The following is a 25449-nucleotide window of genomic DNA, read 5'->3' as shown; positions in this document are numbered from 1 at the left end:
AGCGGATCAGGATGCCAGATCGATGTATTGCAATATCAGCCCTTTGGATAACAGCGTCCAGCCATCCAGTACGACAAAAAGCACTAATTTAACTGGAACTGAAATAATTACCGGACTCATCATCATCATACCCAGCGAAAGCAGAATACAAGAAATCAACAGATCCACAACAATAAAGGGCAGATAAAGAAAGAATCCTATTTTAAAGGCGCTTTTTATCTCACTGAGTGCATAGGCAGGCAGCAAAGACAGAATAGATATTTTCTCTTCCTCATTAAACTGCTGTTCCTGTTCATTATCCCGCTGGTGCTGTACCCGCTCAAAGAACTGTGTAAGCTCTGGATCAGAATATTTTTCCAGGTAACCGCGATAGCTATCAAGACTGTTCTCCATAAAATAAGCCAGAGATTTAGCATCAGTGATCGTAGCTTCATTCCTTTTATATTCATCATAGCCATGAGTGACGACTGGCATCATTACAAAAAATGAAAGCGCCAGGGCAATACCGTTTAGCGTCATGTTTGAAGGGATCTGCTGCAGGCCTAATGCATTACGTACCATAACAAATACGATAGAAAACTTAATGTAACAAGTACCGCACGCAATCAAAAAGGGCAATAAAGATGCAAATGAAAGTATAGCTATAAGCGATATGTCATTGCCCTGCATCTTTTTTTGCCTCTGGATAGAGTTCAATAATTTCTACGCCGGGACGATCTTCGATCCATACCAGTTCGCCTCTTGCTATTGCCACACCGTTTACAGTAATTATCATATTTTTTTCAGCCTCTGGCCTGCAGGGTAATATCTGCCCCTCAAAAAGTGATTCTACCTTTTCGAGCGTTAGCCGTTCCTGCTGTAAAACAAATTCCAGGTTTAATTTTATTTTATCACGGTGCATCAGGCGCGGCGTTTGTTCTTCAGGCTCTAACTCCTGCACAGGATACTCATCGTCCATCAAGCCTTCTTCATCAAAGTCTTCGTACATAAATCCTTCTTCTGTTCTGTAAAACGAGCCTAAAACGGTATTTTCGCAAATGAGCTTATTTATCTGTCTATTAACAAATAAGATATCGCCAGTTGCCACTTTATTTAATAATTTGCAGGATATCGTGCTGTAACCAATAACCAGCCGCAGCATCAGCGGCAAATTACAAACATTAACTTGTCCCGCAGGCTGGATAAGATTTTTTTGGGGCGGCCTCACTAGCCATACCCGTCCCTGCGGCGTCGCGATTGCAATCGAAAGTGTTCTGTCTTCCGTACTGCCGGTTGTAATTTTGCTTACAGAGGTATAGGCCAACTCCTCCGGCAGAGCGTCGAGCGGCCTGGCGCAGGCAACAAATAATTGTTCCAATTCCCCTTCTTTCCAGGCCGCGCTGGCCAGAGCGCCACACTGCGGCAAGGTTCTGTCAATCCAATCCTGAAGTTCAATCCCACCTTGCCAGCCCGAATCTGTACAGAAAAAGAACAGCTCTTTTTCTGGTAAGCTTCCTTCCGTAATAGCGTAGCCCTGTTCCCGCCATACCCTGGTCTGCTGGCGCCAGGCCACCGTTGTTTTGCTGTAGTGGCGCAAGTGTTGCCGCATTAAGCTTCTTCCTCATCCTGCATCATCGGCCTGCGCTTGTTGTCCGATTCATCTTCCTGCCCGGAAAAAACCCATTCAGGCTGTTTTTGTCTGTTTCCGCCCTCATAATCAGCTAAACGTTGCTGAACCAATCCGTCTGACGGCGTCAGCCGGTGCGGCAATTTGTTATCGCTTAGCTGCACCTCGACCTGTAATCCTTTGCCCCAATCAGAAAAAGCGTAGGTCAGCTTATTTTCGTTAGTGACCTGCGTATTCTGCTGGCTGTCAACCGCCTGCGGATAATGTGTAGAAACCCTGTTAATTTCCGCTTTCGTGCCTGTCATTGCTTCGCTGGCAGCAGTAGCGGAGGTTACCGAAGCCATTAAAGGTGCTGCTGTTTCCATGGTTTTATTTTGCTGGTTATTTTCTGCTCTTTTCCGGGCGCGATCGTTTTCTTGCTGGTGCTGGGCATGATTCAGCACACTACTTGCCTTCTCATTAGATCCCGGGTTCTCAGCTTCAATGCTGGAGGTTAACCCGACCCACTCTTTTGCTTCAGGTAAGCTGACACTATCCGCTGCGTTTTTAGCAGTGGCACTAACAGAGACAAGATTTTTAGCGCCTTTATCCTTTCCTGCTATCAGGCCGTCCTGGCCCCAACTCTCCAGCACACTATAAATTTCTTTACCCTGAACGCCTTTATCGTTTATCGATTTTACGCCGTCTTTGTTTCGACTCTCCGGCACGCTACCTTCCGCAGCTGCTAACAGCTTTTTACTGCGGGAAAGCGACAGAATATTTTCGCTGTTGCTGGCTGATTCAACGTTAGTCTCTTCCTGTCCGTTGAGATCAAACCTGACCTTAAGCTGGTTTGGCATTAAAACCGCTAATAGTGAGCCAGAAGTAATCTCTGCTTCAGGTTCTTCTTTCTGGTAAGGAAGCATGCTGAGAGGAAGCATTTCAGGCTGTTCTGCCTGCTCTTTTTTCAAATGGCCGGCTTTGTTTTTAAACAATTTTTCGATATCGGCAACCTCTTCCCGGTTATTCTGCAGCAAAGTACCGTTAGCGCTTTTATTTGTTATTTCCACGATAGTTTTTCCTCGGTATCAGCTTCTTCAATGGACAACTCTTTAAACCGTTTTTTTTGTCGCAAATATTTTACGATATAATCATATTTATCTATTTTCTTTCGCAAATCTTTTTTCTTTTGAACTAACGCTTCCTTTTCCTTTTCGTTTTGTTCCAGCAGTAATTTTTTCTGTCCGATTTGCACCTCTATATTAGCAATCTTCCTTCTGAAGACCGCCTGCCTTCTGCGTGCAATATGAATAGTGGATTTGTCAACTACGCCAGAAAGATAGAGCCCTTCGATCATCATTGCCAGCGCAGATATTTCCTGCCTGAAAGCTTCTATTTCATTAATGATTTTTTTCCGGGACTTTTCATTCTTAAAAAATAGCTGCTCGTTCAGGTCAATATTTAACTCGGTTTTAGCAATTAAGGATTTTATTTTACGCTGCAAGCTTCTTCATCTCTGCGATCAATTCCTCATAGGAGGTATAGTCCGATGACTGCTGGCATAGCCAGCGCAGCAGCGCTTCTTTCTTCGCCATTGCCCTGTCGTTTTCGGCGTTTTCACCTTTCCGATATTCCCCAAGGTCGACGAAAAGCTGTAACTCTTCGATTTTAGCCAGAACCTGACGTATTTTTCCTGCCAGCGCCAGATGTGATTCAGGCGCAACCTGACTGGCTACACGACTTACGCTGTTTAAAATATCAATGGCCGGATAATGGTTTCTTGCCGCCAGCTTGCGCGACAGATAGATATGTCCATCCAGAATTGAACGTATTTCATCCGCCATCGGATCGGGCTCATCGTCACTTTCGAGCAGGATCGTGTACCAGGCAGTAATACTGCCCCTGCTGGTATTCCCTGGACGTTCAAGCAGTCTGGGCAGGGAATCAAAAACCGAAGCAGGATAGCCTCTACGTGCTGGCGGCTCGCCCGCCGCCAGCGCCACATCGCGTAGCGCGCGCGCATAACGTGTCATTGAGTCCATAAACAGCACGACGTTTTTACCGCTATCGCGAAAATACTCAGCAATTGTGGTTGCCACCAGCGCGGCATTACAGCGATCCAGCGATGAGTAATCGGAAGTAGCATAAACCAGCACGCATTTATCCCGGTGTGCCGACTGCCTTAGCGCATCGGTAAATTCAGTCACCTCACGGCCGCGCTCACCTACCAGCGCAATAACAAAGACATCCGCCTCCGCCAGTTCAATCAGCATGTGCATAATGGTCGTTTTGCCGCAACCAGCCGCGGCGAAGATACCAATACGCTGCCCTCTGCCACAGGTCATCAAGCCGTCTATCGCCCGTATGCCGGTTAAAAAAGGCTGCCTGATGCTGGCTCGCTCCTGATAAGAGGGTGGCAGCGCGTTAATGTCGCGCCTTTGGAAAATGCCCGGCCGGGTTTCGACAAGGCGCTCAACTATTTTTCCAGTGGCATCGACTACGCTGCCCAGCATTTCATCGCTAACCGAAACGGAAAGGCCTGCGCCGGTAGGCTTGATCACAACTTCTCTGGAAAGGCCCTGCGCGGAGCCAATAAGGCTCAAAATAGTGCTGGCACCTTTAAAGCCCAACACCTGGGCACGCGCTACTGTTTCCGGCCGATCCCAGCTTTGCTGGATATCACAGATTTCGCCAACTTTTACTTCAGGCAATATCGCTTCTATGATTGGCCCGGAAAGGGATTCCGGGTGCGCCAGCTGTCGTAACAGGCCGTTCATAATTAACGAATGACCTCCAGAAAAGATCCTTGCAAAACAAAAAACTCATCAAGCGCTTCAGCAAAACGCGCGCCATTCTCAAGCGAAGCTGGCTGCACTATCCCTCTTAGCTCCAGGTAGTTTTCATTAGACGCCAGCTGAAGCTGGCCGGTAAGTGAAAAAGCACAGCCCTGCATAATTTTTTCCAGCAGCGGCGCTGCATATACCTGTAATATATTGCCATTATCTTCACACAGGCGAGACCATAGCCAGATACCGTCGTCGATACTGCTGATAAATATGCTGGGATAATCTTCAAAATCCAGTGAGATGGTTGAATGCGCATCTATATCGCTGATCAGAGATTCGTCACAACCACTTTCACGTAATGCGTCGCGAACAAGCGATACCAGATCTATATACATAGGTAGCAACCTTTTTAAATAGTTTTAATTACATTTACAGATACATTATCTGTAATTTCAGCGAAGGAGATCACTTCAAGCTCTCTGAAGTTAACTTCCAGAAATTTTTTCAGGAACCGACGGATATCTACTGATGACAGCACCACCACATCACGAAAAGGTGAATTCAGCTTTTCAAATACCAATGTCATTCTGTCAGTAAGTTCTTCTGCTTTTGCAGGTTCCAAATTCATAAAGGTGCCTGCAGATGTTGTCCTGATGGAGCTTCTTATCAACTCTTCGACTTCACCCGATAGCATAATTACCCGCAGTGAATTACCGACGGCGAATTTATGACAAATGTAACGCGCCATAGCGCCGCGAATATGCTCTACCAACATAATTACGTCTTTTTCTCGCGGAGCCCAAAGCGCCAGGGACTCCATAATTAACTTCATGTTTCTTACTGAAATCCTTTCACTCAGCAGCCTTTGTAAGACCTCTGATATACGCTGAACGGTAGCGTGGCGTAGCACCTCTTTCATTAAGTCAGGGTATTTAGTTTCCAGCTTATCCAGCATGTTTTTTGTTTCCTGAATACCAAAGTACTCATTTACATATCTTACCAGTATTGCCGCAAGTATGTGATAAACCTCATCGATGCCGTTTCTTAGCTGATAGCCAAGCTCGCTGAGGTTTTTAACCTGTTCCTGCTCTACCCATACCGTATTGCCCACGTTATAGAGCGTTACGTCAAGCTTTTCTAACTCATCAGCGCTATTGATGACACGAAAACAACCCAGTTTTACCTGAAACTGCTCAACCTTTATTTCATTGATAAATAAAGTTATTGAATCTTTCTCCACATTGTCGGAAGCTTTTAACTTTATCTCAGGGATATTTATGCCGTAGTCTATAAAAAATTGGCTACTGTAACGCTCTGTTAGCCGGTTACTTTCGAACATCTCCAGTTGCGATTTATTGACCAAAAGCATGATAGGGATAGTTTCAGTCATCACGCTATCCATATCGGTGATCAGACTTAGCGAACTTTCTGCAGGATCGGCGTTATCAGCATTGTAATCAGCAGCGCCGGTGGATCCATTGTTTTTTTCTGCAATCTTTTGTTTGCGCATCCTCAGATAAAATAACCCGGCCAGGCAGAATGCCAATATTATAAACACAAAAGTAGGAAAACCAGGCAGACTACCAATACCCAGAGCAATAATGGCGCCTATCACCAAAACCGATGAGTTATTAAATAACTGTGAGACTATAGAAAGCCCCATGTTATCGCCATCGCCGTTCACACGCGTTACGATAAAACCAGCGCCGATAGCGATCAGTAACGCGGGGATCTGAGCGACCAGACCATCACCGATGGTTAACATAGTATAGGTGGAAAGCGCACTGGACATATCCATGCCATGTTGGGAAACGCCAACGCTTATGCCGCCGATAAAGTTAATAAAGATGACGATGATGCCCGCAATAGCATCACCCTTGATGAATTTCATTGCACCATCAAAGGATCCATAAAGCTGGCTTTCCCGTTCCACAACGCTACGTCGGGCGCTCGCGCCTTCCGCATCAATGGTACCCGCGCGAAGATCCGCATCGATACTCATTTGTTTGCCTGGCATACCATCAAGTGAGAAGCGCGCAGCAACTTCAGCTACTCGCTCTGCACCTTTAGTGATGACCATAAACTGCACTATGGTCACGATAGCAAAGATAACAAAGCCGACAACCAGATTATCGCCGATAACAAACTGACCAAAAGTGGCAATAATATCGCCAGCATCCGCCTCGTTCAGAATTAGTCGGCTGGTACTGACCGACAGCGCCAAACGAAACAATGTGGTAATCAGCAATACTGAAGGAAACGTCGAAAAACTCAGTATCCGGTCAATGTAAAAGGTAGATAAAAAAACCAGTATTGAAAGTACGATATTCAACCCAATCAGGAAATCCACCAGATAGGTTGGCAAAGGTATTACCAGCATTGAAATAATAACTACTATCAATACCAGTATAAAGAGTTCCGGGTGCTGTTTTAAAAGCCGTAGAAATTTATTCATTTGTAAAGGCTGTATCCTGAACCAGTTAATCACCTAACCGTCTTTCGATATTTTCTGCAAGCAGAGCTTTATCGTTAAAAGTCAGAAAGCTTTCTATTAAAATGTCCCGATATTCCTCTTCATAAAAAATTTCTGCCGGCAACTCTTTTACATGCATATAAAGAACCTGCAATATTTTTGCCTGCTCTGTTTTTTTCAAGTTCGTCATCGACTCACCAAAGCATGAACTTATAAACTCTTCAAGCGAATCAGGATCTATTAATATACCAAAAAAGAAGATGAGCAAGGTTCTTTCATCGGCGTTCAAAAGGCTAAATTCTTTTTGTTTTTGTAAATTCTCGATGAATACAATATCACTGCTTCGAATACGTTTAATCTGCCCTAAACGGCCAAGCAGGTAACCAAACTCAATATTGCTACAGCTTGGATCGCTGGCCTCAATATCGCAGATCAACGCTTCTTCCATAAAATTAATGACTATAGCGCGCTTTTCCGCCCCATAGGTTTTCACCCAATTTTGATAAATTTCTGTTTGGTGATCGTTGCTTTGAATATATTCCCGATAGCTTTCTCTCATCAGCGCCGGGCTGAGCATCAGGGCTTTGGCAAACATTCGCGCTTTTAAAGCTACGTTGATGCCTGCTTTTAGCCGCTTAGGGTTAGCCTCTTGCTCGAGGTGCGCCAAAAGTTTCTGCAGCCGCTGACGCACGATACCTTCAAGATTGCGTTGCCTGAGTTTCTCACGCAGCACCATTGCCAAATCGCTCTCATCAGGGAACAGTGTAAATGCCTGTTTTAATGCGTTTTCGATATTAGCACCTTCGCTGCTTTTCAGGATGGTGACTAGTTTATCAAATTTTGGCTCAATCTCTTCTTCAAGCACTCTCTCGAAAACTGTTTCGGCAGACTGCGAGTTCTTCCGTTCAAAAGCCCGGCGATTATTGAACTGTGACATCAGTGCCGACATCTCATCCGTCGCCTGCGCAAACCGCTGCAGCATGGCCGCCGGAGATTCGTCTTCGGTTATCTGCCCGCTGTTGCTGTCGTAATTTTCCTGCCGCTGCAATTCTTCGTTACGACGCTGCTTTTCGCCGAGCGACTTTGTATGACGGTGAGCAAAGAAGTTGCTGCCTGAGTTAATATTTATTGCCATTTTTGACTGTCCAAATAGTTCTGCATCCAGTTTTGTACTTCGCCGCTGGATAAATCCTTTTTCATGTCACTGATAAGCTCATTAGCATCAGGATTGAGAGGCGCATCAATCTCTCGCGGTTGGATCAGGAAAACGCGCACCAGGTTATTGGTGCGATCGCGCTGGTAGCGAAAAAGCCCTCCCACCCAGGGTAAATCGCCAAGGCCCGGAATTTTGCCCTCTACCTTGCTCTCTTCATCACGGGTGTAGCCGCCAATAAGCAGGCTTTTGCCTCTGGGCACCCGCGCAATAGTACTGATATTAGTTCTGCCGACTTCAGGTAAATCGGCCTCCGCTGTTCTGGTCGTCTCGCTCTGATTGCCATCCTCCACGTTCAGCATCATTTCTATTTCCTGATTGTCCGTAAAACGCGGAATGACGCTAATTGACGTGCCATAAGTGATGTTTTGCAGCTGCGCAGTACGCTCGCCAATAAGCCGGGCATAAAATGTACGATTATTATCAAAAATGGCAGGGATATTTTCCTGGGTCAGGATCATCGGGCGAGAGACAATATTCGCCTGATTTTTTTCGCTTAACGCCAGCGCCGTTACCATAAAGCTGGCGCCGTCAATGGTGCTGGTGCCGCCGTTTAGCGAAAGGCCAAGGTTGCCGGCATTGAGGCTTCCCGTCCATTGAACGCCGAGGTTGTCAAACGCTTCCTTCCTGAAGTCCACAATCCAGACGGAAAGCTCAATATGGCGCCTGGGTTTGTCCAGCGCGGCGACCAAATCGCGAACATAAGCGACTTGTTCAGCGCTGCCGCGTACCAGCAGACTGTTCGATCCCGGGTCGCCAATGATGCTCATGCCGTTGCTTACTGTCTGAGTCTGCGGGGCTCTGTCTGGTTTGGCGCTATCCAGCGTTTGTGGAAAATCGGGCATAGTGGGCGCTGTGCCTTCCTGAGCGACAGCTGGCGCAGGCTGTACGGTGCCTCGGCGGCTTTTACCATTGATGACCTGATTCACCACGGTTGATAAACCGGGGATAGTAATAGTTTCGTTACGATACTGATAAACCCGATCGTCCACAAAAGTATTATTCAGCGGTATAACGGCAATATTTTCCCGGCCGTCGTAGCCATCGCTTTTGACGTCAAGGTTATGTGCCGTTTTTAAAACCAGTTCTACATAAATCGGTGGTCCGGATACATAAAAAGTAGCGCTCTTGCTGTCTGCCCGTACGGGATAGCGCGCGTCATAAAGACCAGATTTGATCAGAAAGTTTTTAACCACCTCAAAAGAGGTGTTTTTCAATACCACTATCGAACTGCGCATCTCGGAGGCATCGTAAATATAGTAGGCCTGTCCATCCATATACCAAATCAGTCCCAGCTGGCGGGTTATCGCCTGTAATGCTTGCTGTGAATCCGACAGATCAAACTCGCCAGTGATTTTTTTACGCGCTGCCTCTTTACTTAAAATGACAGGTTTTGACATTGTGGAGGAAAGTGCATCAAAGACGCCTTTAACGCCTTCATTATTAGCCACGTAACCACTAACAGTATTGAATGCGTAAATAGCCGGCGCTGGCAGGTAGACCAAAAGACTTATCCCTAACCAGAACGCCTTTTTCAAATTATTTTTCTTCATCTACTCTGACCATTCCTGTTGCTTTTTAAGCCTTTTAGGCGTCACACCTATTACCTCTTTCACCTCATTAGAAAAGTGTGATAACGAAGAATAACCATGGTTCATTGCCACGGTCGTAAGATTGTTTTCTTCGTTATACATTTCTAATAAGGCTCTGGCCAGGCGCCATTCACGCAGTTCTTTTTTGGCGCTGTTCCCCAGGGCTTTACGCGTCAGACGCCTGAAATGCGAGGATGAAAGACCATATTGTTGGCACAACTCCTGTAGACGCCGTCCTGAATTATCTCTGGATTCATTAAGTAAAAAATGAACTATCATATAGCACTCGCTGCTTCTGAGTATTGCGCAAAAATTTTCAATACCGGGCGTGTTATGCATGCATTGTGTAATCAACCAGTACTCTAACTCTTTAGCGCCTGGTCTTTTTTTCATTGGTACAGGAAGATAGCTCCAGCTAGCTTTTTCCGTTCCCTTACCACCTCCGTTTGCCTTATCAACAAAGACCTGCAGCTTGGCAAGGCGGTTAAAATCCAGTGTGGTAAATTTTATTTCACCTGAAATTACTTTAATTGCACCTGACTTTAACAGTAAGATACCTTGCTTTCCGGACTCCAGGCTTAGCCTTTCCTTGTTGTTAATGGAAATAACGGAAGCACGAACGCTGCTTTTTATTAAAATTAACTTGTGCCGAGAAAAACTGACAGATTTCCCGGCTGTTAATATTTTTGAACAAAATGATATTTTCAGCATAACTTTTATTCTTCGTTAATTATCCATTTTGCCGGACCCGCATAAAATCTTCATGATTAAAACATGATTATGGGACTCATAGCTGACATTGATCATTTTTTTGCTTGCAAAATACCCAGACTATAGTGCCAGTGTTGTACAGGCACTGCTGCTCCTTGTACGGATGAATTCTTATAACTTTGCCAAACTTTTCTGGCATAGTTCATCCTTAAGGCATGCCTGTTTTTTACCGTTCCGGCGTTGTATGCGCCGACAGCTTCCCAGCCGTAACCATAAATATTGAACATATCTCGTAATATGTAAGCACCCGTCAGGATCGAAACACAAGGATCGCTTAACAGCATATCCTCATCAATCCCTTGTTTTTTTAGCCAGTTAAGGTGGCTACTGTTGATCTGCATTAACCCATAATCTTTGGTGCCGTTATCATTAATGCCAACGGCCTGCATTTTCATTCCAGACTCAACTTTGGCAATGGAAACCAGAAGTTTTTTTTCAATATTAAAATGCTGTGAAGCAAGGTTCCAGCAGTCGGCAACTGCAGACCAACAAGGAAAAATTATTAGAAAAATTATCACCCAGATTCTATTTTTCCATTTAAATATAATACGATTAACTCTCATTAACATAACAAACAGTACGTTATTTAACTACAATAAATTTCAACTAAAAATTCAATTTTAAATCAATGGTTAAGCACAGCTAAATGACGAATGTGCGTAAAATATTCTTTTTTATTCCCTTTAAGCATAGCGCGCCCCCTTTCATTGATGGCAGTCTTTTTTAATAAATTAATATCATATTTGTTATAATTATATATCCTTAAGTGATTAAGCACGATCTCGGCGCTGGTTAAATCCCCTTTCAATGTCAAATGCCAGGCGTAATAAAAATCAATATCAGCATTATCAGGTTCAAGACACTTTGCCTGAGTGAGGCAGAGATAACCGGTAGTGTTATCATTTTTCAGGGTTTTTATTATACCCATTATTGCCAGAGCTAATGCGTTGAAAGGTTCAACATGCAATACTTTCTCCATTTTTTTTTGAATTCCGCTACAGGTTATCTCCCTCATTAGCTGTTTTTTATAGAAAAGTTGTTTAAGCAATTTTTCCGCAGCTGCTAACAAATTATCCAGATTATTGGGATTTTTATGCGTAACGCTATTTCTGTTGAAACTACATGTTGCATTATTGATCCGGCACACGCCTGTTAGTGGCGTAGCTTTTCTTTTCTCCTGCCTGATAATCTCATCTTCCTTTTCGTAGAAAGTACAGCTCTTTGCAAAGATGTACCCTTTTCCATATAAAGTCGTTATAAAAATATTATCTTTTTTTTCACCCAGTCTTCTGCGTAAAGAACAGATGCACCGCGCCAACGATTCATCACTGACGTCGCCTCCTTTCCAGATGTCGTTAACCAACTTATCCTTCGTAATAAGTTTACCTGCATTCTCTACCAGAACAGTTAACATTTGTAATTCTTTTGGAGGAAGTTTAATGACTTCCTCCCCTTTTCGTAATATTTCATTTCTTATTAATACATAATCATCAAAGCAAAAAATATTATATCTCATTATCATTACCCCTGGCTTACTATTAAGGCCATTTTCGAAAAGCACGGAACATTTAAAACCTCAGATAAAACTTACCCGCAAAAACCATCATAATCCACCTATAAAATCAGAAATTAATAATACTTTTCTTTTCTATAACCAACCTTAAACTCGCTATATAATAAGTTGATTAAATATTTAAATTACTTAAGAAGAAGCCTGAATCTTATTTTTAATCATTAAGAGTTAATTGTATATTGCCAATGGTGGTTTTATATGCTCTGTGGCTTTTTTGTTAAAAAAAATCACCTGCTATACTACTGAGTAAAATTTTATTATCATTAACCCGCTATTATATTTCCTCAATAGCAAAATAAAATTGAATCGTTGCCACGAGATTCTTTTGTTCAACAGAGGAATCATCACCATAAGCTGATTAAAAAGCATAATACCGCGACTAATCTTGACTAAAGATTCCAACGCAAACGTTCAAGCCAGAGTAAAAAATAAAACAAATGCAACGTTTTTTATGAATTAAGTAAAATAGAGGGAGAAAAAAAAGAAACGGATGCTGTCGAAAATTATTTCAATGAAGACGTATAACTTGCTTCAATTGCAGTGCGAATCAGACGGCGTCTATTCTGACAGTAAGCGGGGCTCGCTTTTTCTTACAGGCTCAGATACCTGTTATTCAGGAGGCGGCCGTATTACTACGGCCGCTAAAGAGAGTTATTTTCGGATTAGAACGATACCCAGTCGTCAGTAGCCGCTTTAACAGCCTGAACTCGCGCTCCTGCTGGCGCCGTCTTCATTGCTGGCACAGGGGATACTATAGTAGATATAGGTGAAAGACGGAATTTAGAGACGGAGAGCGTTAGCTCTTCAGTCTGACGTTCCAGCGCGCTTGCTGCCGTCGATACTTCTTCCACCAGCGAGGCGTTTTGCTGCGTAACGCTGTCCATTTCAGTAATAGCGGTGCCTATCTGTGAAATACCTTTGCTTTGCTCTTCTGAAGCGGAAGCGATCTGCTTCATGATTTCCACGACTTCCGCTACCGCCTGCAGCATGTCGTCCATCGTGCTGCCAGCTTCGCCAACCAGCTTAGATCCCTGGTTCACGCGGGTGACGGAATCGGCGATCAGCGTTTCTATCTCTTTGGCCGCGCCCGCGCTGCGTTGAGCCAGGTTACGCACTTCACTGGCCACGACGGCAAAACCACGGCCCTGCTCACCTGCCCGCGCCGCCTCAACCGCCGCGTTAAGTGCCAAAATATTAGTCTGGAATGCAATACTATTGATGACGCTGGTAATCTCCGCGATTTTGCGCGAACTGCCGGAAATGCCCTGCATGGTATTAACCACATCATTAACCAGCTTGCCGCCTTTGCTGGCCGTTGCGGAAGCGCTTTGCGCCAGCTCGCTGGCCTGACGCGCGTTGTCGGCGTTGAATTTTACCGTAGCCGTTAGCTGTTCCATACTGGCTGCGGTTTCTTCCAGCGCAGCCGCCTGCTGTTCCGTACGAGAGGAAAGATCGTTGTTGCCGGAAGAAATTTCTGCCGCGCCACGGTAGATATTATCAGTACCGTTGCGAATAGCGCTGACGGCTTCACGCAGGCTATCCTGCATCGCTCGCAGCAGCGGCACTAATTTGCCTACGCAGTTGCGGCCAATATCTTCAAGCGGATGGCTCAGATCGCCCTCGGCAATACGGCGGAAATGCTCGCGCATGCCGTCCAGCGGACGAACCAGCATTTTGACCAGATAACGGTCGGTAAACAGCAGGATCAGCAGGCCAGCAATAACCGCCAGAACGATTATCATTTTGGTCATATCGGTAAGATGATCGACGGTTACCCTGGTCACATCCAGCTTATCGCCTGCGGCAACATTGAATTTATCTACGCTGGCACCAAACGCACGGCTGAGCGGCGGCGTTACGCTGGCTGCATGACGACGGAACTCTTCCAGCGCTGGCTGCTGCGCCAGCTGCATCTGCGGCAGCACACCCTCGTCCAGCAGTTTCTGCCAGCTGGCAATGACGGCGGCTGAATAACCCGGATCCAGCGGCCCTGGCGCCTCGGCTTTGAAATCAGCCAGCAGCTTCGTCATATTATCCAGCGCCTTCTGCACAGAGGCCATATCAGCTGCGGCGGTCGGGCTACCTGACTGACGAGACTCGACGGCGCGCGTCAGGCGAGTAATAAAGCGGAAGTATTGATCGTTGCCCTTACTTAAGGTGGTCATCTGATTAACCAGCTCGCGGTCGACCTCATTGCCCTTACCCAAGGAGTTGAGCGCGCAGACGCTGTAAATGCCTACGGCCGTCCATAACAAACAGAAAAGCCCGAGGATCCACAGCATTACGCTGCGGATGGTAAAATCTTTTAGCATATTCATAACTACTCCGTAACGATATATAAACCCGTATGCTCGTCCTGAGTGATGGACGCCTGACAGGGATTATCGGCATCATTGCCGGAAGCATGAGTAGTTATTTCTTTGCCATTCATGATGTTACTGAAGCATACTTAGCGCTAAGCCTTTGCTGCGGTTCTCTTTTTAGCCTTTATGCTTTCATCATCTTGAAAAAATAATGTTAAATATTCAGCTTCTGAGTTTGACCATACTTTTCATCAATAGTCGGAAAAGCTGCATTCGTCGGCGCATAAAGTTTTTTTCAAGCTTTAGCGTCGGCCCGGTTTCACCAAAGCGCATCGTTAAATCACTGGCGGGCTGCCAGGCAGGCCAGTCGATCTCGCCTTCCAGCCGATTTGAAAAAATGCTGGCGTGACGAGCAAAGTTTAACCAGTAGCCGCTGACTTTTTCTGCGAATTCTCGATCGCTGGCTGTAAATGGTCGTGCTCCCATTTGTTCATCCAGCTCGTCAAGCGTGTTGAATGTGTAAGGAATTTCATTGCCGTGCCAGGTGCCGTCGGGATAGATAACGCGGGAGTTTTCCGAGACATAATCAAAATAGTAACGCCAGACCGGTATGCCATTGCGGTACTGTGATAGCGCTGCGATATAGCCCATAGCGGTAAAGGTCATATCTCTGGCCACCTGTTTGCCGAGCTTTTCATCATCATACAGGCCGTCATAAAGCATTCTTATCATCTTCATCCGCAATCCCAACCGCTGCGTATCACGCAGTTGCCTGATAATGGCCGCAGGATCCACACCGAAATAGCTAAGCACGCTGGCTTCGTCGCTGTTACTGCCAATCATCAGCGGCAGTTTGTGCTGACCGGCGCTGGTAAAAACTTTCAGCATTGGCACGGGCAGTACCCGATCGCCAGCTATCGCTACCGGACCATTGGCCAGCGAATTTTCCAGCGGCCAAAAGGCGTCTGCGGGCAGCGCACGCAGTTGCTCAGACGTAGCGTTCTCTAAGTTAAAGTGACGCGCCAGTCTCACGCCGTTTTCAAGCGCTTTTTCTCGCGGGATATCAGGCAGCGCATAGGGGCTTTGAGCAATACCTTTATGAAATAGCTTTGCGGCAAGCGGTGAGGAAAAAAGCGACAGCACGCTGCGTGCGCCAGAAGATTCGCCAAAAATGGTAACGTTATTAGGGTTGCCGCCAAATGCAGCGATATTGCGCTGTATCCACTGCAGAGCCGCAATCTGATCCAGTAAGGCAAAATTATTTACTACCTCGCCCGCCGCGTATTCTTTATCCAATGCCGGATGAGCAAAAAAACCCAGGTGCCCCAGTCGATAATTGAGCGTGACCACTACTACGCCGCGCGAAGCTAGTGGCCGCCCGACGTAAGGCGCCAGACCCGCAGCCCCGATAGTAAATCCGCCGCCGTGGATCCAGACCATAACCGGCATCGCACTGGCAGGTTCGGTATCCGGCGTCCACAGGTTCAGATAAAGGCAGTCTTCGCTAAACGCGCCTGGATCGCCACCGCCAACCGCTACGCAATACTGCCTGTTTTGCCAGCTTGCCGCGCCCCACCTGGTCGCGTCACGCTCACCCCGCCACGGAACGACGGCCTTTGGCGGCTGCCAACGCCTTGGGCCGGTAGGCGGAGCGGCGTAGGGAATACCTTTGAAAACGAAAACATCCTTATCCAGACTGCCGCACAGCGTCCCTTCCGCTGTCCCGATCCTTATCAAACGTTCGTTTTTCATCATTGCATCCTGAGTAATCTGCTCCTCATTATTTGCATGCGCCAGGGCAATGTCCAACGGGCGAGCACATTTACAGAAAATGCTTACTTTTTCTTAACAATTCGTCTGAGAACTTTGTTATAAATATATTTAAAAACAAATAAATAAAAGAAATGACAGCCTTACAGCCACGCTGATTTGACAACTTTATAAGTGAAAAGGCGGCTGATTAAATCCGCGTTTGGCTGATGGCGTACATATGGGTTTACAGAAGAAACCCGAGCCAATTGAAGCGGCTCGGGCTAATTGAATCTGGCCAGAGTGGCCCGATTTCAGGCAAGGTTACTCTTCAGTACGCTGGTGCCCATAACGGTACTTCGCCAGCAGCATCAGCGAGGTCAGCACGGCGGGAATAGCCAGGCTGGAAAAGACTTGTGTGATATGCCAGCCCATCGCCAGCATCTGCGCGCCAGCAAAAGCACTGAGAATTGCGCCCATGCGCCCTACACCGTGCATCCAGCTTGAGCCTGTCGCTCGCGCGTGAGTAGGATAATAGCTGGCCGAAAGCGCGTTCATACCTGTATTGGCGCCGTTCAGGCAAAAGCCACTGCAAAAAGCGATCAGGCTCAGGATTAGCGTTTCCGCTGGCGCGTAGCCTATCGCCACCGTAGCGATGGCACCGGTAAAGTAGATGGCGGCAAGCGCCAGATTAGCGTTGAACCGATCCATCATCCAGCCGGCAAACAGCGAGCCGACTGTACCACCAGCCTGATACATCGCGGTGACAAGCGCAGCCTGAGTCACCGTCATGCCCATATCTTTAACCAGCGATGGCAGCCAGCTGCCGATCAAATAGACCAGAAACAGCCCCATAAAGTAGCTGCCCCACAGCAGTACGCTGCCGGGAAGATAAGGTCGGGATAGCACCAGTTTTACTGCGCCATGACGCTGCGCCTTTTCACTCATGGCGAACGAGCTGCCTGCCTGGATCTGTCCTGGCGCCATTTGCTCGACAATACGGCGAATTTGTTCTTCCGGCGCCCGGCGCGACAGCAGAAAACGCACCGATTCCGGCAGCCATTTTAACAGCGCAGGGACGATGAGCAGCGGCAACAGGCCGCCAAGGATCAGCACGGCATGCCAGCCGTAATTCGGGATAAGCCAGGAAGCAGCGAAGCCGCCGCCTGCCGCGCCAAAAGTGAAGCCGCAGAACACGACAGTGATAATAAAAGCTCGCTTACGTTCGGGAGAATATTCCGCCACCAGCGTGCCGACATTAGGCATGGCTGCGCCCAACCCCAACCCGGTCAGAAAGCGGAACAGCATCATTTGTTCGACGTTATGCGAAAAGGCGGTCGCCAGCGTCCAGAGGCCAAAGAAAAAAACGCTGCTGATAATGATCACCCGGCGGCCAAAGCGATCGGCCAGCGGCCCGGCAAACATCGCGCCCAGCGCCAGACCAATCAGCGCTGCGCTGATTACTGCGCCCAGTTGCTGGGTAGAAACGCTCCAGGAAGCCTTCAGGGCCGGTGCGATAAAGCCCATCAGAGCGATATCCATGCCGTCCATCGCCACTACGGCGAAGCCAAGTGCGATAATACGTTGCTGATAGCGAGTCACGCCGCCTTCGTTAATCAGGGCGCGGACATCCGTCGCGACAATACTTTCCACGTTAGCGCTCCATGGCCAGCGTTCTGCTCCGGGCTGGCTTCGATTCCGAAAAAAAGTGTCGGCTATCATAACGGATTGTTATGCATTAAACCCAGCGAATTACGCTTTCAGGTAGCGATTTTCTCTGAAAAAGCAAGCATCCGTAAGGAAAATACGGGCATTTATCAATAAAAATGATGGGGCTAAGCAGCCATTACGACATAAACTGATGAAAAAGCGCGCTAATGTTAAATAAATTTTGCAATAAGGTTAACAATTATCAAATCACCCGCTTGCCTCTGTGCCCGCTTGCAGCCAGGCTGCTTTTATGGAAAAAAATTATCTGTTCGATCAACGCATTCGCCTGCGTCATCTTCATACTTTTGTTGCCGTGGCTCAGCAGGGTACGCTGGGGCGCGCCGCCGAGGTACTGTCGCTCAGCCAGCCAGCTCTGTCGAAGACGCTTAATGAACTGGAGGAGATGGCAGGCGCAAGACTACTTGAACGAGGCCGACTCGGCGCGCAGCTGACGCTGGTCGGCGAGCAGTTTTTAACCCATGCAGTGCGTATTCTTGATGCGCTTCATCATGCAGGCCAGTCACTTAGCCCTGTGATGAGTAGCAACCCGGCTGTTTTAAGAGTCGGCGTCCTGACTACGGTAGCCTTAGGTATGCTGCCTTCTATTCTTGAGCGCTTCCATCAACAGCAGCCAGGCACTTTAGTCCAGGTGGCTACGCTACACAATAATGTGCTGCTTGCCGGTTTAAGAGCGGGGGAGTTTGAGGTAGGCATCGGCCGGATGGCGGAAACGGAAATGATGACGGGACTGACTTATGAGCTGCTGTTCCTTGAGTCTTTACGTCTGGTAGTCAGGCCCGATCATCCGCTGTTAAGTGACAACGTTACTTTATCACGTGCGATGACATGGCCCGTGGTGATCTCGCCTGAGGGTACGGCTCCGCGCAGGATAGCAGAGGCGATGTTACAGGATCATGGCTGCCGTCTGCCCGATACGCTGGTGGAAACCTCCGCCACTTCGCTCGCCCGCCAGCTGGCGCTGCGCTATAACTACGTCTGGTTTGTGCCCTCAGGCGCGATCAAAGATGACCTGCTACACAACGCGCTTGCTGCCCTGCCCGTTGCCTCGCACGGGCCTGGCGAACCGGTCGGTATTATTACCCGTACCGGTTTGCCTCTCAGCCGTAGCGCCGAAGCGCTAATGGCAACTATCCGCAAGTCTCATTCAGGCTAGCGGCTGCGTTTGGCATGCCGTTCACGATTATCCTGGCGCGCCTGCTCGCTCTTACGTAGCCCAACGTAGCAGGCTCCGCCGCCGCCATGGTGGGGCTGAGCGCTACAGTAAGCCTGCACCTGGTCAAACTGCTGCAGCCAGCGCGCCAGATAGCTGCGTACGACATTAGCATGGGCTTCATCTTCTTTGCCTTTACCATGAATAATCAACAAATTGCGATAATTTTCCCGTTCTGCCTGCAGCATAAAGCTATAGAGCGACCGGCGGCAGGTCTCAACCGGCTGGCGTAACAGGTTGAGGCTGGCATCGAGCTGATATTTGCCCAGCCGCAGCTTATCCAGCACGCCCTGCTGGATACCCTCTTTTTTATATTCCAGCGGCGTTTCGCGCGGGATCAGAGTAAGAAAGCCGCTGGTCAGGGGATTATCCAGCTGCAGTTCTTCTTCGCGCTGACGCGGAGATTTGGTCGAGGGTGATTTCAACCAGAGAATATTGCTGCAGTCCTTGAGCGGGGTGACATCTTCCATCGCGTCTTTGAACAGGTCTTCGTCATTACAGTTCATGATAAGGCTCCCCCGATGGTCACTTTAAAGGATAGCGTAATGGTATCCCGGGCGCGCCGCCGTAGCAAAAAATCAAACTGGCTCATTGGAAGACTGGCTGATATTCAGGCAATTATGGCTTTCCCCGGCCTGCTAATTAGTCAGAGAAATTTAAGTATGCTAAAGCCCGGAGGGTATCGGACATCGCTGCTTTTCAATAAGTTAACGCTTATTTTTTATCCGGAATCTCGCGCTACGAAATTTTCAAAAAATAGCGTTAATCGCTGCGATTTTATCGCCATGATCCCGGACAAGCCTTAAGTTTGGCTTTTGACGCTTTTTTAAACGGCAGCTCACTCAAAGTGACATCCCTGCCTTTTATGTGGCTAAAAAAGCTTTGATGAGTTCCCTTTGCTGCGCAAAAAATGTTAAAATTGACCTCAATCAATAATCATTCGAGCCAACACTATGATCCCGGAAAAACGTGTTATCAACAGACGTATCCAGTCTGGCGGTTGTGCGATTCACTGTCAGGATTGCAGCATCAGCCAGCTCTGTATTCCTTTCACCCTGAACGAGCACGAACTCGATCAGTTAGACAATATCATCGAGCGAAAAAAACCTATCCAGAAGGGCCAGACGCTGTTTAAAGCAGGCGATGAGCTTAAATCACTCTATGCTATTCGCTCCGGGACGATTAAAAGCTATACCATCACCGAACAGGGCGATGAGCAGATCACCGGTTTCCATCTGGCGGGCGATTTGGTGGGCTTCGATGCCATCAGCGGCGGCCAGCATCCCAGCTTCTCGCAGGCGCTGGAGACCGCAATGGTTTGCGAAATCCCTTTTGAAACGCTCGACGACCTTTCCGGCAAAATGCCAAGCCTGCGCCAGCAGATGATGCGGCTGATGAGCGGCGAGATCAAAGGCGATCAGGAGATGATCCTGCTGCTGTCGAAGAAAAATGCCGAAGAGCGGCTGGCTGCCTTTATTTACGGCCTTTCTCGTCGCTTTGGTGAACGCGGCTTTTCCCAGCGCGAATTCCGTCTGACCATGACCCGCGGCGATATCGGTAACTACCTTGGGCTGACGGTAGAGACCATCAGTCGGCTACTGGGTCGTTTCCAGAAAAGCGGCATGCTGGCGGTAAAAGGTAAATATATCACTATCGAAAATCACGAGGTGCTGTCGCAGCTGGCTGGTCAAAGCCGCGCGATTGCCTGACAGCAAGAGAGGTTGGTGACTAACTTCGCTTTCCGTATACGTCAGGTTTGCCAGCAGTCTTAAGCCGGATTAACCCTCCGGCTTTTTTATTATCCTGCCGCTTTATCCTCTGATAAATCAGGTTTTCCCTGCGGCTCTCGCGCCAGCAGCAGGCGGGCAAAAGCCTGGGCCAGCCTGAGGCCGGGCCGCTTTTGTTATAATATTGATCTGGCTATAACTTTTTCTTTCTTTCCCGGCGATGATTGGGCTATCTTTTAAGCTAATCAGCGTAGGGAGAACCCGTTATGGCTAAATATCAAAACATTCTCGTGGCGATCGACGCGCAACAGGACGACCAGCCAGCGCTGCGCCGTGCTGTTTATCTTAATCAGCGCCTCGGTGGTCAGATCACCGCTTTTCTGCCCATTTATGATTTTTCTTATGAGATGACTACGCTGCTGTCGCCGGACGAGCGCGTTACCATGCGCAAAGGCGTTATCAGCCAGCGCACCGAATGGATCCGCGAACAGGCTAAGGCTTACCTGGCCGCGGGCGTTAATATCAATATCAAGGTTATCTGGCATAACCGCCCTTACGAGGCGATTATCCAGGAAGTGCTGGACGGCGGTTACGATCTGTTGCTGAAGATGGCGCATCAGCACGACAGGCTACAGGCCGTAGTGTTTACGCCTACCGACTGGCATTTGCTGCGTAAGTGTCCCTGCCCGGTCTGGATGGTGAAAGATCAGCCCTGGCCGGAAGGCGGTAAAGCGGTTGTGGCGGTAAACCTGGCCAGTGAAGAACCCCATCACGATCCGCTGAATACCCGGCTGGTAAAAGAGACGCTGGAGCTGGCGGAACAGGTCAACCATACCGAAGTGCACCTGGTCGGCGCCTATCCGATGACGCCCGTTAATATCGCCATTGAGCTGCCCGATTTCGATCCCAGCGTATATAACGATGCGATCCGCGGCCAGCATCTGCTGGCGATGAAGGCGCTGCGCCAGAGTTTCAGTATCGACGAGAAATTTACCCATGTTGCAAAAGGGCTGCCGGAAGAAGTTATCCCGGATCTCGCCGACAGGCTGGATGCGGGCGTAGTAGTGCTGGGCACCATAGGCCGAACCGGGCTTTCCGCCGCTTTCCTGGGCAATACTGCGGAACAGGTTATCGATCATTTACGCTGCGATCTGCTGGCGATCAAGCCGGAAGGCTTTACCTCGCCGATTGAGCTGGATGAGGATGAGGATGATTAAGCGCAATAGTAAGACGCAAGTCTTCGGCAAACGCTGTCAGGCAATATAAAAAAGCCGGGACTGATGACAAACCCCTGGTCGCGTTTAAATCAGTGACAGAGCAGCAGAGGCAGATCGGAACACGGACACGCCGTAAATACTTCCGTGTAGGCTCGGTTGGCGCGTCCATGCGCCCCGCCTGGCCGCTCAGCCTCTGCCGCCATGAAGCTGCGGAGTTGCTGTAAAAAAACAGATGTTCACCTGAGCTTTTTAGCTTTGTCAGCAGTCTGAAAGCCGGGATGACTCCCGGCTTTGCTCATTATATGCGCTTACAGCGCTTTCAGGATTGCATCTACGGTAGCTTTCGCATCGCCGAACAGCATCTGGGTGTTTTCGCGGAAGAACAGCGGGTTCTGCACGCCAGCGTAGCCGGTATTCATGGAACGCTTGAAGACCACCACGTTCTGCGCTTTCCACACTTCCAGCACCGGCATGCCTGCGATTGGACTACGCGGATCTTCTTGCGCAGCCGGGTTGACGGTATCGTTAGCACCGATCACCAGCACAGTATCCGTCTCGCTGAAATCGTCGTTGATTTCGTCCATCTCCAGCACGATATCGTAAGGCACGCGCGCTTCCGCCAGCAGCACGTTCATATGGCCCGGCAGACGACCAGCAACCGGATGGATGCCAAAACGCACCTTAATGCCCTGGGCACGCAGCTTCTCGGTAATTTCCGCCACCGGATACTGCGCCTGCGCCACCGCCATACCGTAGCCTGGGGTAATGATGACGCTGCGAGAGTTTTTCAGCAGCTCTGCCGTGCCCTGCACGTCTATCTCACGATGTTCGCCCTGCTCTTCACCTTCGCCGGTGGAGCTGCTGTCAGTGCCAAAGCCGCCCGCGATCACGCTGATAAATGAACGGTTCATCGCCTTGCACATAATGTAAGAGAGAATAGCGCCGCTTGAGCCAACCAGCGCGCCGGTCACGATCAGCAGATCGTTGTTAAGCATAAAGCCCGCGGCGGCGGCGGCCCAACCCGAATAAGAGTTAAGCATAGAGACCACTACCGGCATATCCGCGCCGCCGATAGAAGCCACCAGATGCCAGCCGAAGGCCAGCGCGATAAGGGTCATCATCAGCAGTGCAAAGCCCTGCCAGCCCGCGCTGTCGGTGCGCACAAAGATGATCAGCAGGCAGAGCGAAACCACCAGCGCCAGCAGGTTAAGCCGGTGCCGGTGCGGCAGCGCCAGCGGCCGGGAGGAAATTTTCCCGCACAGCTTGCCCCAGGCGACCAGCGAGCCGGTAAAGGTCACGGCGCCGATAAAGATGCCGATAAAGACCTCTGACAGGTGAATGTTTTCCATCACCCTGTCCATGCCAGGCGCATGATCCAGGTAGCTGTTAAAGCCCACCATCACCGCGGCCAGACCAACAAAGCTGTGCAGCACGGCCACCAGCTCCGGCATCTCGGTCATTTCGACCTTTTTTGCCAGCCGGATGCCGATAGCGCCGCCGATCACCATCGCCAGCAGTACCCAGCCTACGCTGCTGCTGTATGGGCCAAAAATAGTTGCCAGCAGCGCGATAGCCATGCCGCTGATGCCAAACAGGTTGCCCTGTTTGGAGGTTTCATGCTTTGACAGCCCCGCCAGGCTGAAAATAAAAAGAATTGCGGCAACAATGTATGCTGCAGTCACTAATCCGCCAGACATTGATTACCCCTTAGTTCTTACGGAACATTTTCAGCATGCGCTGAGTTACGGTGAAGCCACCAAAAATATTGATGCTGGCAATCAGCACGGCAATAAAGGAGAAGAAGCTAATCCAGCCGCCGTGCCCCATTTGCAGCACCGCGCCGACCACGATAATGCCGGAAATGGCATTGGTAACCGACATCAGCGGCGTATGCAGCGCATGGCTGACGTTCCACACCACGTAGTAGCCCACCACGCAGGCAAGCGCAAACACGGTGAAGTGGGTAAGAAATGCAGGCGGCGCCACGTTAGCCAGCCAGCCGAACAAAATAATAGCCAGCGCGAACAGCGCATATTTACGCCACGGCGAAACGGGTTTTGCCTCTGGCTTTTCTGGAGTTTTCGCGGCCGCAGGGGCTGCTTTAGGCGCGGCAGAAACCTGAATTGGCGGCGCAGGCCAGGTAATTTCCCCCTCGCGCACTACGGTGACGCCGCGAATAACCACATCTTCGAAGTCGATAGCGATTTCGCCATTCTTCTCTTTGCAAAGCAGTTTCAGAAGGTTGACCAGGTTGGTGCCGTAGAGCTGCGAGGATTGGGTAGGCAAACGGCTGGGCAGATCGGTGTAGCCGATGATCTTCACGCCGTTTTCCGTGGTGGTGATTTGATCGGCGACGGTCAGTTCGCAGTTGCCGCCGGTTTGCGCTGCCAGATCAACGATAACGCTGCCGGGTTTCATCGAGGCCACCATTTCGGCGGTGATCAGCTTCGGTGCCGGTTTGCCCGGAATAAGCGCCGTGGTGACGATAATATCCACTTCTTTCGCCTGGGCGGCGAACAGCGCCATTTCCGCTTTGATAAAGGCTTCGGACATGACTTTGGCATAGCCATCGCCGCTGCCCGCCTCTTCCTCAAAGTCGAGCTCAAGGAACTCGGCGCCCATGCTCTGCACCTGCTCTTTGACTTCCGGACGGGTATCAAAGGCGCGCACGACAGCGCCAAGGCTGCCCGCCGCGCCAATAGCGGCCAGACCAGCCACGCCTGCACCAATCACCATGACTTTGGCTGGCGGCACCTTACCGGCAGCGGTGATCTGGCCGGTAAAGAAGCGACCAAATTCGTGGGCAGCTTCGACAATAGCGCGATAGCCTGCAATATTGGCCATGGAGCTAAGCGCATCCAGCGACTGCGCGCGCGAGATACGCGGCACGGCATCCATTGACAGCACGGTCACTTTGCGCGCCGCCAGCTGCTCAAGCAGCTGCGGATTCTGCGCGGGCCAGATAAAGCTAACCAGCGTGCTGCCTTCGCGGGCCTGCGCTATTTCGTCTTCCGTCGGCGCATTGACTTTCAGCACGATATCCGACTGCCAGACCGCGGCGGTGTCGACCAACGTCGCGCCTGCGGCGGCGTAGGCGGCATCGTCAAAGCTGGCTAATTTACCCGCGCCCTGTTCGACGGCCACGCTGAAGCCCAGCGCCAGCAGCTGTTCGACCGTTTTCGGCGTAGCGGCGACTCGCGCTTCGTTGGGCAACCGCTCTTTGGTAATTCCAATCAGCATAGTATTCCCTTTCATCAGAGGTAAAACGAACTCTATTGGCGGCAGCCCGATAAGGCCGCCATTTTTACTGCAAACGTTCTATAAACTACTGAAAACGGCGCTGCCATACCAGCGGCATTCCGCTGGTTTTACCCTTTTCTGTCTGAAAAATTCGGGATGGCCTGCAAAAACGCGATTTTAAGCGTTTAGCGGTCGGCATCCGGGGCACAATCTGCTAAGGATCAGGATGAAAACAGCAAGGATACAGCAATAAAAATCCCTGTTAAACAGTCAATTAAC

General features: G+C 49.2%; 22 protein-coding genes. 4 read left to right on the top strand and 18 right to left on the bottom strand.

The annotated features are described in order from the left end of the window. Positions 1-6 precede the first annotated feature (6 nt). The 15 genes from ACETPC_RS02160 to ACETPC_RS02090 form a co-directional block, all read right to left on the bottom strand. Complete coding sequence (locus tag ACETPC_RS02160; protein WP_380178189.1) at positions 7-669, bottom strand: EscR/YscR/HrcR family type III secretion system export apparatus protein; 663 nt, start codon at positions 667-669, stop codon at positions 7-9. Continuing rightward, positions 656-1588 carry a FliM/FliN family flagellar motor switch protein gene (locus tag ACETPC_RS02155; RefSeq protein ID WP_380178188.1) on the bottom strand — a complete coding sequence of 311 codons (933 nt, stop codon included), beginning with the start codon at positions 1586-1588 and terminating at the stop codon, positions 656-658. The genes ACETPC_RS02160 and ACETPC_RS02155 overlap by 14 nt, the downstream gene beginning before the upstream one ends. Further along, complete coding sequence (locus tag ACETPC_RS02150; RefSeq protein ID WP_380178187.1) at positions 1588-2556, bottom strand: hypothetical protein; 969 nt, start codon at positions 2554-2556, stop codon at positions 1588-1590. The genes ACETPC_RS02155 and ACETPC_RS02150 overlap by 1 nt, the downstream gene beginning before the upstream one ends. Before the next feature lie 89 nt (positions 2557-2645). Then, entirely contained in the window at positions 2646-3089 is a 444-nt protein-coding gene (locus ACETPC_RS02145) for a hypothetical protein (protein ID WP_380178185.1), read from the bottom strand. Then, the gene (gene sctN, locus ACETPC_RS02140) at positions 3079-4362 is read right to left on the bottom strand and encodes a type III secretion system ATPase SctN (protein ID WP_380178183.1); all 1284 of its coding nucleotides are present in this window, start codon (positions 4360-4362) and stop codon (positions 3079-3081) included. Before sctN ends, ACETPC_RS02145 begins: the two co-directional genes overlap by 11 nt. Before the next feature lie 2 nt (positions 4363-4364). Continuing rightward, the gene (gene spaK, locus ACETPC_RS02135; RefSeq protein WP_380178181.1) at positions 4365-4766 is read right to left on the bottom strand and encodes an SPI-1 type III secretion system chaperone SpaK; all 402 of its coding nucleotides are present in this window, start codon (positions 4764-4766) and stop codon (positions 4365-4367) included. A gap of 14 nt (positions 4767-4780) precedes the next feature. Continuing rightward, the gene (locus tag ACETPC_RS02130; RefSeq protein ID WP_380178841.1) at positions 4781-6826 is read right to left on the bottom strand and encodes an EscV/YscV/HrcV family type III secretion system export apparatus protein; all 2046 of its coding nucleotides are present in this window, start codon (positions 6824-6826) and stop codon (positions 4781-4783) included. A gap of 25 nt (positions 6827-6851) precedes the next feature. Beyond that, positions 6852-7979, bottom strand: a complete 1128-nt coding sequence (gene sctW / locus ACETPC_RS02125) for a type III secretion system gatekeeper subunit SctW (protein WP_380178180.1) — start codon at positions 7977-7979, stop codon at positions 6852-6854. Then, positions 7970-9610 carry a type III secretion system outer membrane ring subunit SctC gene (sctC, locus tag ACETPC_RS02120; RefSeq protein ID WP_380178178.1) on the bottom strand — a complete coding sequence of 547 codons (1641 nt, stop codon included), beginning with the start codon at positions 9608-9610 and terminating at the stop codon, positions 7970-7972. Before sctC ends, sctW begins: the two co-directional genes overlap by 10 nt. Further along, positions 9611-10360, bottom strand: coding sequence for a helix-turn-helix domain-containing protein (locus ACETPC_RS02115; RefSeq protein ID WP_380178177.1), 750 nt, complete (start codon positions 10358-10360; stop codon positions 9611-9613). 92 nt (positions 10361-10452) lie between these two features. Next, positions 10453-10989, bottom strand: coding sequence for a transglycosylase SLT domain-containing protein (locus tag ACETPC_RS02110; protein WP_380178175.1), 537 nt, complete (start codon positions 10987-10989; stop codon positions 10453-10455). 56 nt (positions 10990-11045) lie between these two features. Next, positions 11046-11936 (bottom strand): winged helix-turn-helix domain-containing protein, encoded by an 891-nt coding sequence (locus tag ACETPC_RS02105; protein WP_380178173.1) that lies wholly within the window; start codon positions 11934-11936, stop codon positions 11046-11048. A gap of 719 nt (positions 11937-12655) precedes the next feature. Continuing rightward, on the bottom strand, positions 12656-14311 hold the full coding sequence (locus ACETPC_RS02100; protein WP_380178171.1) for a methyl-accepting chemotaxis protein: 1656 nt from the start codon (positions 14309-14311) through the stop codon (positions 12656-12658). Positions 14312-14518: 207 nt separating this feature from the next. Then, positions 14519-16048, bottom strand: a complete 1530-nt coding sequence (locus ACETPC_RS02095) for a carboxylesterase/lipase family protein (protein WP_380178840.1) — start codon at positions 16046-16048, stop codon at positions 14519-14521. Between the two features lie 321 nt (positions 16049-16369). Beyond that, positions 16370-17698, bottom strand: a complete 1329-nt coding sequence (locus tag ACETPC_RS02090; RefSeq protein WP_380178169.1) for an MFS transporter — start codon at positions 17696-17698, stop codon at positions 16370-16372. A gap of 307 nt (positions 17699-18005) precedes the next feature. Here ACETPC_RS02090 and ACETPC_RS02085 point away from each other — a divergent pair, with 307 nt between their 5' ends. Beyond that, positions 18006-18929 carry a LysR substrate-binding domain-containing protein gene (locus tag ACETPC_RS02085; RefSeq protein ID WP_380178167.1) on the top strand — a complete coding sequence of 308 codons (924 nt, stop codon included), beginning with the start codon at positions 18006-18008 and terminating at the stop codon, positions 18927-18929. Here the strand turns inward: ACETPC_RS02085 and smrA are convergent. After that, positions 18926-19492, bottom strand: coding sequence for a DNA endonuclease SmrA (smrA, locus tag ACETPC_RS02080; protein WP_380178165.1), 567 nt, complete (start codon positions 19490-19492; stop codon positions 18926-18928). The genes ACETPC_RS02085 and smrA overlap by 4 nt on opposite strands. A gap of 15 nt (positions 19493-19507) precedes the next feature. On the opposite strand from smrA, the gene ACETPC_RS02075 reads away from it, so the two are divergent. The 3 genes from ACETPC_RS02075 (at position 19508) to uspE (ending at position 21930) form a co-directional block, all read left to right on the top strand. Next, entirely contained in the window at positions 19508-19792 is a 285-nt protein-coding gene (locus ACETPC_RS02075) for a hypothetical protein (RefSeq protein WP_380178163.1), read from the top strand. Between the two features lie 147 nt (positions 19793-19939). Beyond that, positions 19940-20695, top strand: a complete 756-nt coding sequence (locus ACETPC_RS02070; protein WP_125287641.1) for an FNR family transcription factor — start codon at positions 19940-19942, stop codon at positions 20693-20695. Between the two features lie 284 nt (positions 20696-20979). Beyond that, positions 20980-21930 carry a universal stress protein UspE gene (gene uspE, locus ACETPC_RS02065; protein ID WP_380178160.1) on the top strand — a complete coding sequence of 317 codons (951 nt, stop codon included), beginning with the start codon at positions 20980-20982 and terminating at the stop codon, positions 21928-21930. 308 nt (positions 21931-22238) lie between these two features. Here the strand turns inward: uspE and pntB are convergent, their stop codons facing one another. Both pntB and pntA read right to left on the bottom strand, forming a co-directional pair. Beyond that, the gene (pntB, locus tag ACETPC_RS02060) at positions 22239-23627 is read right to left on the bottom strand and encodes a Re/Si-specific NAD(P)(+) transhydrogenase subunit beta (RefSeq protein WP_380178158.1); all 1389 of its coding nucleotides are present in this window, start codon (positions 23625-23627) and stop codon (positions 22239-22241) included. Between the two features lie 10 nt (positions 23628-23637). Beyond that, complete coding sequence (gene pntA / locus ACETPC_RS02055) at positions 23638-25170, bottom strand: Re/Si-specific NAD(P)(+) transhydrogenase subunit alpha (protein WP_380178156.1); 1533 nt, start codon at positions 25168-25170, stop codon at positions 23638-23640. Between the last annotated feature and the right edge of the window lie 279 nt (positions 25171-25449).

This window comes from Pantoea sp. sgz302252, from assembly GCF_042610525.1.
Lineage (GTDB): Bacteria > Pseudomonadota > Gammaproteobacteria > Enterobacterales > Enterobacteriaceae > Erwinia.
Note: the sequence above shows the minus strand (reverse complement) of the source record. Positions and strands in the feature narration are given on the sequence as shown.